Source organism: Winogradskyella sp. PC-19 (genome assembly GCF_002163855.1).
In the GTDB taxonomy this organism is placed as follows: domain Bacteria; phylum Bacteroidota; class Bacteroidia; order Flavobacteriales; family Flavobacteriaceae; genus Winogradskyella.
This window is the reverse complement of sequence record NZ_CP019332.1, coordinates 2331311-2343776: the sequence shown is the minus strand read 5'-3', so window position 1 is coordinate 2343776 and position 12466 is coordinate 2331311. Positions and strand designations below refer to the sequence as shown.

The following is a 12466-nucleotide window of genomic DNA, read 5'->3' as shown; positions in this document are numbered from 1 at the left end:
CAGTTGCTTAAAATTATCGCTGTAAATTTAGCATTATAAATTTTGAAGCCTTTATGCGTAAATACTTTTTTATTATTTGCTTATTGGTTCTTAGTTGTGAAACTGGAGAACTTAAAGTTGTTATGGATTTACCTATTGACCTTAACGAAGTTTCTGGATTAGAAACTGACACCAAAAATAACTTGTTTTGGATGGTTAATGATAGCGGTAATAAACCTATTCTATATTGCTTAAATACTGCTGGAGAGATAATAAAAGCCATAAAAATAAAAGCCAAAAACAGAGACTGGGAAGATTTAACTACGGACCCTAAAGGTAATATCTATATTGGTAATTTTGGTAACAATGACAATAATAGCGAGCAACTTTCTATATTAAAGATTACGGCAAAGGATTTAGCTAAAAATAAAGAATCTATTAAACCAAAGGTTATTAGTTTTACTTATCCAGAACAAAAGAAATTTCCTCCAAAGAAAAGTAAACGTCATTTTGATTGTGAAGCTTTTTTCTTTTATAATGATTCGCTTTACCTCTTTACCAAAAGTCGTGCACCCAAAAAGCCAGGTAAAACAAACCTTTACAAATTGCCTTCAACAAAAGGAAACTATAAAGCTGAATATATAGATACATTTAATACATGTAACCAGTCTGAATGTTGGGTAACCTCAGCCGATATCAACACAAAAGGCAATAAACTAGCGCTTTTGACTGAAAACTCTGTTTTAGTGTTTTCAAAATTGAAAGGCAATAAATTCTTTGAATCAGATTATAAACGTTATGAGTTTGAATATGCTTCTCAGAAAGAAAGTGTTGTTTTTAAAAATGATAGTACACTTTATATTGCTGATGAATACTTGGGTGTAACTGGTGGAAACTTATATGAATTTAAGATTGATTAAATTAAAAACCAAATCCTAATTTAAAAGCTAAACGCAAGCCGTCATCACTACTAAATGCAGAGACGTTAGCTGTAAACATGCTATAAGCGCTCACAAAAATACCACCACCTACTGATGTATTCCAGCCACTTTCATTAAACATTGGATTTAGAACTCTACCATCATCTATCCATATACGACCATAGTCGAAACCACCATAGAAACCTACATTAAATGGTAAAAAATTAGATGATTTACGTCTAAGGTTAAATCTTAAGTCTGTACTCTGAACAAAAGATTGCTTCCCTGAAAAACGTTCTCTTCTATACCCACGTAATCCTTCTGAGTCACCTAATGTTGCTGCTTGGTAAAACTCAAAATCATCTCCTAAGTTAATCTGGCTTCGTAATTTAGTAGCTAACACTACTGTTCCTTGATTAGTAATCTTATAATCAAATCCTAACTCAGGAATTACATAACCAAATCCTTTTGAAGTACTTACATTATTTTTAAAACCAGCCTCAAGACCAAACATCATACCTAAGGTTGGGAAAACACTATTATCCCTTACATCATAAATATATTTTGCATGAGCACCATAAAAATCTTGCTTGTCAAAAACTGCGTCTGTTGGAGCAGTAATAGTTTCTAGATATCTACCAGAAGTTCTTTCGACTTCATTAGACTCATACGAAGCGCCAACCTCAAATGTGGATCCGTATTGTCCTCTCCAAACTAAGGCTGGAGAAATATCGAATGTTCTAATTTTTACTCTATTAAAATCTAAATCTATAGAATTATTATCTGGTTCTAAATTTGGTGTGCTATTTCCAAAACCAAAGAAGTTACGTGCAAAATTTGGACTCGTAAACTTAGATTCAATCTTTAAATTAGCTTCTCCTATAACATTTGCAAACTCACCTCTATATCCTAGATCAAAGCCATTAGTCGCAAAAAAATATCCTGCTGATACTGAATGTTGAGAAGAAAATGGATTACGCTCAAACGTATAGTTAGTAAGCGTACTTACAAAACCAATCTTAAAACCATCATCCGGATTTGCTCCTATTGATGGCAAGGTTTGTAATGTGCTATTTTTTAACTTCTTGTAATCATACACATTAGTTTCATAATCATCAGTTAATTTTTTTGACCCTTTATCTGTAACTATTGTGTTCTTTTTTGATTTGTAATCATAAAACTTAATTTTCTTACCATTCTTTATGTCGTAAGTGTCATTGTTTTGACCACCAATAAGTCTTACGTTAATATATCGATTTCCTTCTCCAAATACATTGAATACATCATCATCATCTAATGCATAAATCCAAATTTCTTTTGTTTCGTCTCTATTATAAACACGCTCATGAAAGACATCTGACTTTTTACCATCTTTAATTCTGTAAGCAGTAACTTTAGTCACACCTTCAGGCATACGTTCTATATCAAACCAATCGTCTTTATTAGTACCTGTTATTACTGAAAATTTATTAACTAATCTATAATATCTATCCGATATTTTTTGAAGATTCTCTCTTCGTGCTTTTAATAATCTTTTAATTTCTTCAGCGTCTGCGTCTCTTATTTCTACAGGCATGTTTAAAAATGCTTTTTCAATAACTTCGTCTGTAATATTCTTTTGAATATAAGCAACCTGTTCATCCCAAACCGACTTTACAGAATTCTCAATTAATTCCATATCTAAAGGATATGGTTCAACATTTATGCCTTTTACATCAACTAAATCCTCATTATATTCTCTGAGCAAACCGGCAGCTGGAATCAATTTTACAGCTGTTGTTAAAAGAAATCCATCACTCATTTTAGAGAAAGCCTGATCTCTATCTCTAGGCATCGGTCTATATACCTTTTTCCCATTTTCTTTAAACTCTATCCAACGCCATTGGTCTTGGTGTCTATCCCAATCACCAATAAGCATATCGAATAAGCGTGCTTTTATATAAGCAACTTCATCTATTATAATGTCCTCATCCTTATGGATTTTTTTCATCATATCTGTAGTACTCAATAACGTATTACTATATCCAAAACTTGCTTTATCATCATGACCTTCAGAAGTATGCTCTTCAATCATATACAATTCATCACCAAAATCTGAGTTAAAACTTCCAAGTGTTTTTTGTTTTGGCACATAATACAATACTGGGTTTGTATGGTATACTCCAATAGCATCTGATAAATCACCAATTAAGAATGGTGCATACGGATGTGCTCCTGTAAATACATCTAGCAACAATTCAGAAGCAAAATTATCATCTAGTTTATCTCCAATATATTCATCTTTATATATTAATGCTTGTAGATATTGAGAGGCTTGCTTTTTTAAAGCTCTCATAACATACTGACGTCCTTGATTGTCTTCAAGCCTTAATGATTTTGATTGATTTCCGCCTCCTTTTCTAACAGGTTTTACACCACCAAATAAGGTATCTAAGCTTACGGTTGGTGCTTTCACTTTTGTACCAAATTGTTTTCTATATCTATCACCCCAAAGAAATTTATAAAAGCCTGATTTATCAACTTCTTCTTTTGTATAGATTGAAGCTACTTTTTCATTAGGAAAATCATCTGGATAATTGGCTAAATTTAGTTCTTGATTAGCTTTTAAAACTACTGTCTGAAAAACAGCTTCTTCTTTTCCTGCTTCATAAAAGAGAACAAATGAAGAACCATCTTTAAAGACATCTAAACGAGCATATCCGTTAGCACCGTATGCAAATTGTCCGTTACCTATAAGTCTTGCTGCATTAACTTTAGAACCTGACCCACTTATTATCTGAGGCAGACCTGCTTCAACTAAATATTGAAGATTATGTTCGTGTCCTGAAACAAATATTACTTTATCATTTTGTTGAGCAAGACTGGTAACACGTTTTTGAAGTTCATTATACATTTTATTTTGTAGGTCTACATCAATTACTCCACCTGTCTTTCTTGCAATATTCTTTAAAGTTCCGGCAATAGGAAATGGCTTTACATGACTTTTAAATGAATACTGACCTCCATGTGCACCATTATTAAACATTGGGTGATGCATTGCTATCAGTGTAGTTTTACCTCTAGCTTTTTTTATTTCACTAGCTATTTCATCTAAAAAATCTATTCGTGTTTTAATCTCACAATTGTCGTTTATTGTCGGTTTATTATCCCAATTTGTTATGTACCAATGAGAATCTACAACTAATAAAATTACATCTTCAGATATTTTTACTTTCTCAATCGGACAACCATTTTCTGGTAAAAAAGTGTTTTTTCCTAAGGCATCTTCAATAAATTTCTCTTGCTTTTTAAGACCTTTTAGTCCACTATACCAATCATGATTTCCTGGTATAAAAATAGTATTACCCTTAAAGTTCTTTGCAGCATCTGTCTGTACTTTTATTCTATGCTTTGCTAATTCTTCTTTTTCTTTATCCTTTGTAGTAAATCCGTTAGGATAAATATTATCTCCTAGAAAAATTGCAGTACTATTTTTAGCTGCATTATTTAAAGCTTTTTCAAAATCTTGGATAGCCAAATCAGTTTCTCCAAGTTTTGAATTACCAGCATCACCAAGTAAATAAAAAGAATGTAATAACTCTTTATCTGTTGGATATTGAACTATTTTTGATTGGTCTACTTGCATTTGCATAGTTGCACAACCGCTTAAAAAAAAAGTCAACAGAGGAATAAGGCTAAACTTATAATTTCTCTTCATGTTAGAAATATTGGTTAGAATAATTATCTCGAAGATAATTAAAAATAGGATTACTTCTCCCAGAGACTATCTGTGAAGAAATGTTTGCAATCTAAAAAATTATGGTTGAGTTTAAATTTTGTTTTTTCTGCTAATAGCCTAATATCTTGCAAACTATACTTTTTAGAAAGCTCAGTCCATATCAATTCATGGTAACCAAAATCGATAATTCTATTAAGCTTTTTGATATTAACTTTCTGCTCTCTTAGACTAACAATATAGCTTTTTACTTCTCCATTGTCAGGATTATAATGACAGTAGAAGTCAAAATCATCTACCTTGAAATCTGCATCTAATTCTCGATTAATACGAAGTAATAAATTGAGATTAAAGCGTTTGGTTATACCGTGTTTATCATAATAAGCATTATGAATGATTACTGGATTTTTCTTTAAATCCATCCCTATAAGAAGCTTATCTCCATCTTTCATATTGTCATTAAACAATTTAAGAAGTTCTATAGCCTTATCGTTTTGGTAGTTACCAATGTTAGATCCTAAAAACAATAATAAGCTAGGATAAACACTTTCTCTATTGACTTTTAGGATTTCAAAATAATCACCGACTTGTGGTTTAATATTTAAATCTGGAAGACGTTCTTTAAGTCGCTTAGTTAAAATATCCATAGCTTCTTGCGAAATATCTATAGGTACATATTTAAAATTTATCTTATTATTTACTAAATTTTCTAATAGTTTGAATGTCTTAAAACCATCTCCTGCACCTAATTCTATTATATTAAATGGTTTTGAAAACTTAAGAGCCTCTATAATTTGTTTGGATTGCATTGACAGAATCTCAAACTCAGCATCGGTGAGATAATATTCTGGCATATTCATTATTTCTTGAAAAATGCGGCTTCCGTTATCGTCGTAAAAATATTTTGAAGATAAGTGCTTTTCTTTTGCCGTAAGTCCAGCAAGCACATCTTTTGCGAATGTATCAGTCATATTTATTTAGCAAGTCGTATTCCAGAAAAGTGCCATCTGGTATCTGGTGTAAAAAAGTTTCTGTAAGTTGGTCTGCTATGATTTTTTGGTGTTGCAAGTGATGCGCCTCTCATGACCATTGTGTTAACCATAAACTTACCATTATATTCGCCTATAGCACCTTCAGCTTTTTGATAATTTGGATAAGGTAAGTAAGCACTATTGGTCCATTCCCATAATTGACCATAATTAAGATGTTTCGAAGCAACTTCCCACTCAAATTCGGTCGGTAAACGCATCCCTTTCCACTCGGCAAAAGCCCATGCTTCATAAAAACTGATATGGCTTATTGGCAAGCTCGAATCAATCTCAACAAGACCTTTTAATGTGTAATGTTTCCAAACACCTTTATGCTTATACCAATACATTGGCGCTTTAATATTATTTGTTTTTACCCAATCCCAACCATCTGCATGCCATAGATTAAAGTTTGAGTAACCACTATCTTCAATAAACTCTATAAATTCTCCATTAGTCACTAAAGTACTCGATATTTCACAATCGTGAATATATGTTTTATGAACCCCATGTTCGTTATCAAAACTAAACCCTTTGCCTTTATGACCTATTTCATAAATACCTTCGCTAATAGCAACAAATCCTTTGTCTTTTTCTGGTTGTAATTGAATATCTGTTTTTAAAACCGGGAAAAATGGCTGATTACCTAATATATATTTTATGTCATAAGTCAATAACTCTTGGTGTTGTTGCTCGTGTTGCAAACCAATTTCAATAACCTCTGAAACTTTTGCATTTATATCTTCTTCTAAAAATTCTGCAAGCTGTTGGCTTACATATTTACGGTAACTAAATACATCATTAGTTGTTGGACGTGTCATATTACCGCGGTTTGCTCTTAAAATACGATCTCCAACATTATTATAATAACTGTTAAAACAGTAAGCGAAGTCCTCGCAAAAAAGACGATAATCTTTTTTATATTCTGATAATACAAACTGTTCAAAAAACCATGTCGTATGACCCAAATGCCATTTTGGAGGTGAGACAAAGTCCACTGGCTGAGTAGAAAAGTCATCAATTTCTAGAGACGCACAAATACTTTCTGTTTTTTCTCTAATCTTTAAAAAACGGTCTTTTAATGTTTCTGTTGCAGTTTGTGTTTCCAAAATTTATTAGTCTAATATTTTTGTGTCAAAAATAACTTCGCTAGCAATTGTTTTATGAACTGGGCAACGCGATGCAATCTCTTTCAATCTTTCTTTTTGCTGATTGTCTAAGTTACCAACAAATTTTAGTTTTTTGCTGATATGATCTAAATATTTTGGCTTATCTACGCTTACATTTAAGTCATCACTATGAACTCTAGAATGCGAAATATACACAAAGACTTCTTGTAAATCCCATTTCTTACGCTCTGCGTACATTTTTAGTGTCATGACTGTACATGCGGCTAAAGCTGCGTTTAGGTATTCGTATGGTGAAGGACCAAAATCGCTACCTCCAATACTAGCAGGTTCGTCAGCAATCATTGTATGATTCTTTGTTTGTATGGAAGTCGTAAAATTATCTTCGACTATATTTAGATGACCAACTAGCTGCTCACCTTCTGTATCTAACATTGTATTTTCTATTTGAGGAAAATAACGTTTCACCCAAGTACCGATAACTTCTCCTACATACAAACTATCTCGTTCTTTAGACAATAAATGGTCTGCATCATCTAACGTTATAAAACTCTTGGGATGATGTGCACTGATATATAATTTTTCAGCATTATTTATGCCTACAATGGTGTCTATTGGAGAATGCAAAATCAACAATGGTTTTCTGAGATCTTTAACAATCTTTGGTAAGTCTGTCTTATCAAAAGCTTCAACAAAACTGGTGTTTATCTTAAAAGGACGTCCACCAATATTTACCTGAGCTTCTCCTTTTTCTTTCACCTCATCAATTCCATGAGAAAACAAGTGTTTTACATGTTCTACGTCTGCAGGAGCTCCGATTGTTGCAACTGCTTTTATCGCTTTTATTTTTGAGGCTGCGACTAAAACTGCTGCACCACCTAAGGAATGACCAACTAATAAACTAGGTGCATCAAAATGTTGAGTCATATAAGCGTGTACATCTAATAGGTCGTCTACATTTGCTGAAAAATGACTGTCCGCAAACTCACCTTCGCTTCTACCTAATCCTGTAAAATCAAAACGAACCACCGCAAAACCGTCTTGAGTTAATGCTCTGCTTACATTTCGGACTGCACTCAAACTACTACTACAAGTAAAACAATGTGCAAAAATGGTGTAGTAATTTGGTTTTTGATTTGCTGGTAACTCTAAATGAGCATGCAACGTAATTCCGTTTCGATTTTCGATTTTTAGTTTTTGACTTTTCATGTAACTATTCTTGAATGGTTATACCTCGCCAAAACGCAACTCTGTTTTTTATGTGCTTTGCCAATTCTGAAACCTCAGGATAAAACCAAGCAGCATCGAGATTTTGTTTTCCATCAACATCTATGGTATAATACGAAGCTGTACCTTTCCAAGGGCAGACTGTATGCGTATCACTGGTTTTAAAATAGGCTTTATTGATACTATTGTGAGGAAAATAATGATTACCTTCAATGACTATGGTATCATTACTTTCGGCTATTATCTTGTTATTCCAAATTGCTTTCATTGATATCGGTTTGAGAATGGTTGGACTGAAAATTTGCTAGTTGAACGGTCTTGAAAGTGTATAAAAAATAAGTCGATAACAGGTATAATTCCTTTCAAAAAAATGTTTAATAATCACAAGTTAGAGTAATGGCTCATTTATTGCTCACAAATAATTCTTAAATTCGTCATTATTTTTTTCTATGGAAACACTTATAAAAAAGGCTGAAGATTTTGTAACAAAGTTCTTAAATGACAATCTAGACTCCAAGTTTGTATATCATAATCTAGCACATACTCAACGTGTTGTTAATAAGGCTAAAGATTTAGCTAAAGAAAGTAATCTCTCCGAAACCGAACAACACCAGCTTATTTTAGCAGCTTGGTTTCATGACACAGGATTTACAAAAACCATAAAAGGACACGAAAAAGAAAGCGCAAAAATAGCCAAAGCCTTTTTAAAAGAAAATAATGGTTCTGAAGAAGATATTAAAGCAATCTCTAAAATCATTCTTGCAACAGAAATGGCTTATGAGCCTAAAACTAACCTCGAAGGTATTATTAGAGATGCTGACTGTGCTCATATATCTAGTAAAAATTATGATAATTACGCATCCTTATTACGCAAAGAGTGGGAATTAACTTTGGGTAAAAAAATACCTAAATCAGAGTGGATTGAAGAGAATATTAACTTTTTGACCAACCATACTTTCTATTCTTCTTTAGCAGCAAGTAAATGGGAAGGTAGAAAAGGTAAAAATCTAGCTAATCTTATACAGAGTCAAAACAAAATCAAAGCATCTACTGAAAAACTAAAACAGAAAAAGGCAGAATTAAAATTTAAAAAGGAGAAATTAGATTTACCAGACCGTGGCATTGAGACCATGTTCCGGGTTGCATTAAGAAATCATATAACACTCAGCGATATTGCGGATACAAAAGCCAATATTTTACTATCTGTTAATGCAATTATTATATCTGTTGCCTTGTCTAATTTATTACCAAAATTAGATAATCCTTCAAATACATATCTAATCTATCCGACACTTATTTTTATGACGTCTACAGTAGCGTCTATTGTACTTTCTGTTATGGCTACTAGGCCAAATGTGACCAAAGGTAAGTTTACTAAAGAAGATGTTGCTAACAAAAAGGTCAATCTTTTATTCTTTGGAAATTTTCATCAAATGAAACTCGATGAGTTTGAATGGGCTATGACCGAAATGATGAAAGACAAAGACTATCTTTATGGTTCTCTTACTAAAGATTTATACTTTTTAGGATTAGTATTAAACAGAAAATACAACTTACTGCGAACAACTTATACTGTATTTATAATAGGCTTAGTCATAAGTGTAATAGCTTTTGCTATATCTTTTGCAGTATCAGGAAACCCAGCTTAGGCACTTATTTCTTTCATTAAATCATCATAAGTATAATACGCTTTGTCATTATCTTCTTTATGGTATAATACACTTACCCTAATTGCTTTTAGACCCGTTACTGCTTGCAAATCCTGAAGCTCTAAAATTTCGACATCTGTATCTAAATAATGTTTTGATTGTAAAAATCTAACGTATCTCAAATATTCTCTCTCGTCTTCTTTTTGAGAATATACTATTGTAATTTTCCCTTTTTGAGTAATACGTTCGTTTGTGCCTTTTATAAACGCTTTATCAACTCGCTTTTTTACAATTTCGTATCTAGCATTATATGTACCATCTACATCAAACTGCTTTTCATCCATTCTAAAGCTTATAGACAGTGGTTGACTAAATACTAAAATCATTGATGCAACGTCTAAGTGAACTGGAAATTTTGATTGCGTTTGCATCTGATAATAGGTATTTTCCATTTCACACATTATCTGCAATTGCCACAATCTAAGATTGTAAAGATAAATTGGATTGAAACTATTTTCCTTAGTAATTGACTCACCAATATACATGTTATGCTCAACACCATCAGTCTTATATCGCTCGTAATAATGAGGATACATATCTTGAGCTTCTAATTGCTTGGTATCTAAAACCGAAGCCATTTCTCTATTAATTATAGAAATGGTATCATCATAATCTTTACGGTGATAATATATAGCATTGGTTTGTAAATCAATGGCCTTAAAATAATCATCTATTTGAGCTTTTAAATTTTCATCTGTGTGAAGATGCTTTAAAACTGGCTCAATGTCTTCTTTTATATAGGCTGAAATACGCTGCTCGCTATCTACCTGAAAATTATTTTTCAAATCTTCTAAAAATCGTTTTAGCTGGTAACGATACTGTTCATATATAGGCAGACTATCTGATTTAGAAGCTTCTTTTATTATTTTTTCAATTTTCTTTAATTGCAGTGTTAAATCTTTCTGGGTTGCAGAATTCCTTGCTTCTGATGAGCCTTTGATATCAATTTGTCCATAAAGTGGATATACATTATCAAACGCTATTTTATTGAAGTTTGGTTCTAGACCATTGAGTTGGTCTTTTATAAAATTACGAGCTTCTTTTTCAAAACGCCAATGCACACTCGAGTGAATAGAGGTACATTCTTGCTGAATTATGGCTTCAATTAAATTTTCCTCTTCATTCTTACTACGCTCAACGGCTGAAACAATAAACGGCATCACATCCACAAGTTTATTAGCGTTAATGCTATTAAGTACCTTAGGTTCTTCTGATACAATTTCTAAAATACCCATTAAACCTTGATCATTTGCTATTGGGGCAAATATGGCACTTTGTATACCTTGTTCATGAAGTACTCTTACATGTGGCGCTTGATCTTCAGAACGCTTATACATTAACTCTACATCAGAAACTGAAAAGTATTTCTTTTCTTTAAGTAATCTATTATAAGACCAGCTACACAATGAGTCAGAACATTCCGCAGTTTCTAATTCGTTAAGTAAAAAGCTATTCATACCTGTTCCATAAACACGCTCAAACGTATCTTCGTCTTCGTTATAAATAGAAAACCCCACTTTAATGTCCTTTAAACCAAGTAGAGAGCGAAAAATCTCATGAAAATTTTCCATGAAGCTCTCATCTTTTCTTTTATCTTCTCCTATTAAAGTGGACTTAATATTTGATATAGATTGATCATCAGTAACATCAAAAATATTAGATATTACAAAACCTTTGAACTCATAACTGTTTGGTGGAAATTTCTCTTTCCAAAGGTCTATGTTTTCAAAATTATCTAATAATTGGTGATAATCTTCATCCGTTATTTTAGGAACATTCTTTTTAGGTACTATTTCTGTAAAATCTGCATTATATAGAATTTTATAATAACGCATAATACCATTAGCGTCAGGTATTTCGTAAAAAAATGGTCTTTTAAAATTAAGATTATATCCGTAACAGAAGTTAAGAATAATTGTACAGGCTATTATATACCTCTGATCTACAGGCATATTTTTTATTTGTAATTCAAACCCTTCTCCTGCTGTTTTTAAAATAGATTTGAAACGCTCAGATGAATTAAATATAAGATCATGAAATGGTACAGAAGCTGTTTTAATCTCATTATTTGTTAGTAATGGACTAAATGCGTCTTGAAGTAAACTCTCTATTTCAGTCTCATAAGTTTTAAATAAAGACGTGTCGCTAAAACCATCTCTTAATACTGGATTATCATCAGCAATTTTTAGTATACGCCTTGCATTTGCAGCAATAAAATCATTGTCAGCATTAATAAGTCTTTGAAACTGATTCAAATATTTATTAAAACTGACCTTAAGAATAAGTGGTGACTCTATGTTATCGTTAATGTCCAAATCTAACTTTTTTTTCTAGTTGCAAAGTTACGAATATTTAAAATAGTCGTTTTTTGTTAGACTATCTTACATAGAATTTGTTACCAAAAAAACAGGAAAATTACTCCTTAGTTAATCTTGCAGCAAAACCTCCACCTTCGGCAAGTTAAATTTTTGGTTTTGATATTAGTGATTTAAAATCTGGTATTTATATGGTTAATATCAAAAATAACCGTAATCAGACTTTTACTTCTAAACTAATTAAGATTTAAGATTAGTTTAATATTTATTAAAATAAAAAAGCTTCTCAATTAGAGAAGCTTTTTTATTTTGTGCGGGAGAAGAGACTCGAACTCTCACACCTCGCGGCACTAGATCCTAAGTCTAGCGTGTCTACCAATTCCACCACTCCCGCAATAATCCAATTTATTCAAATTGGGTTGCAAATATAAACAATGTTTTCAATA

9 protein-coding genes and 1 tRNA gene are annotated in these 12466 nt (G+C 32.1%); 3 read left to right on the top strand and 7 right to left on the bottom strand.

Going from position 1 to position 12466, the window contains the following annotated elements; translation table 11 throughout:
* Positions 1-53 precede the first annotated feature (53 nt).
* Positions 54-899 carry a hypothetical protein gene (locus BTO05_RS10745; RefSeq protein ID WP_087492664.1) on the top strand — a complete coding sequence of 282 codons (846 nt, stop codon included), beginning with the start codon at positions 54-56 and terminating at the stop codon, positions 897-899.
* Between the two features lies 1 nt (position 900).
* On the opposite strand, the gene BTO05_RS10740 is transcribed toward BTO05_RS10745, so the two are convergent.
* The 5 genes from BTO05_RS10740 to BTO05_RS10720 are packed head-to-tail and all read right to left on the bottom strand — an operon-like array spanning position 901 to position 8264.
* On the bottom strand, positions 901-4596 hold the full coding sequence (locus tag BTO05_RS10740; RefSeq protein WP_087492663.1) for a metallophosphoesterase: 3696 nt from the start codon (positions 4594-4596) through the stop codon (positions 901-903).
* A 50-nt stretch (positions 4597-4646) separates the two neighbouring features.
* Complete coding sequence (locus tag BTO05_RS10735) at positions 4647-5585, bottom strand: L-histidine N(alpha)-methyltransferase (protein WP_087492662.1); 939 nt, start codon at positions 5583-5585, stop codon at positions 4647-4649.
* A gap of 2 nt (positions 5586-5587) precedes the next feature.
* Positions 5588-6751 (bottom strand): ergothioneine biosynthesis protein EgtB, encoded by a 1164-nt coding sequence (gene egtB, locus BTO05_RS10730; RefSeq protein ID WP_087492661.1) that lies wholly within the window; start codon positions 6749-6751, stop codon positions 5588-5590.
* Positions 6752-6757: 6 nt separating this feature from the next.
* Positions 6758-7978, bottom strand: a complete 1221-nt coding sequence (locus tag BTO05_RS10725; RefSeq protein WP_087492660.1) for a bifunctional alpha/beta hydrolase/OsmC family protein — start codon at positions 7976-7978, stop codon at positions 6758-6760.
* 4 nt (positions 7979-7982) lie between these two features.
* Positions 7983-8264: a DUF427 domain-containing protein gene (locus BTO05_RS10720; RefSeq protein ID WP_087492659.1), complete on the bottom strand. Its 282-nt coding sequence runs from the start codon at positions 8262-8264 to the stop codon at positions 7983-7985.
* A 181-nt stretch (positions 8265-8445) separates the two neighbouring features.
* Here BTO05_RS10720 and BTO05_RS10715 point away from each other — a divergent pair, with 181 nt between their 5' ends.
* Positions 8446-9645, top strand: a complete 1200-nt coding sequence (locus BTO05_RS10715; RefSeq protein ID WP_087492658.1) for a Pycsar system effector family protein — start codon at positions 8446-8448, stop codon at positions 9643-9645.
* Here the strand turns inward: BTO05_RS10715 and BTO05_RS10710 are convergent.
* On the bottom strand, positions 9642-12020 hold the full coding sequence (locus tag BTO05_RS10710) for a GAF domain-containing protein (protein WP_087492657.1): 2379 nt from the start codon (positions 12018-12020) through the stop codon (positions 9642-9644). The two genes, BTO05_RS10715 and BTO05_RS10710, sit on opposite strands and share 4 nt — an antisense overlap.
* Before the next feature lie 149 nt (positions 12021-12169).
* Between BTO05_RS10710 and BTO05_RS14270 the strand changes: the two genes are divergently transcribed.
* Positions 12170-12271 (top strand): T9SS type A sorting domain-containing protein, encoded by a 102-nt coding sequence (locus BTO05_RS14270; RefSeq protein WP_157662602.1) that lies wholly within the window; start codon positions 12170-12172, stop codon positions 12269-12271.
* Between the two features lie 61 nt (positions 12272-12332).
* Here the strand turns inward: BTO05_RS14270 and BTO05_RS10700 are convergent.
* Positions 12333-12414 (bottom strand) — tRNA-Leu (locus BTO05_RS10700).
* Positions 12415-12466: the final 52 nt, after the last annotated feature.

Excerpts from the sequence above, each read along its gene's own strand:
- BTO05_RS10745 (WP_087492664.1), top strand. The coding sequence starts at position 54 with ATGCGTAAATACTTTTTTATTATTTGCTTATTGGTTCTTAGTTGTGAA.
- BTO05_RS10740 (WP_087492663.1), bottom strand. The coding sequence starts at position 4,596 with ATGAAGAGAAATTATAAGTTTAGCCTTATTCCTCTGTTGACTTTTTTT.
- BTO05_RS10735 (WP_087492662.1), bottom strand. The coding sequence starts at position 5,585 with ATGACTGATACATTCGCAAAAGATGTGCTTGCTGGACTTACGGCAAAA.
- BTO05_RS10725 (WP_087492660.1), bottom strand. The coding sequence starts at position 7,978 with ATGAAAAGTCAAAAACTAAAAATCGAAAATCGAAACGGAATTACGTTG.
- BTO05_RS10720 (WP_087492659.1), bottom strand. The coding sequence starts at position 8,264 with ATGAAAGCAATTTGGAATAACAAGATAATAGCCGAAAGTAATGATACC.
- BTO05_RS10715 (WP_087492658.1), top strand. The coding sequence starts at position 8,446 with ATGGAAACACTTATAAAAAAGGCTGAAGATTTTGTAACAAAGTTCTTA.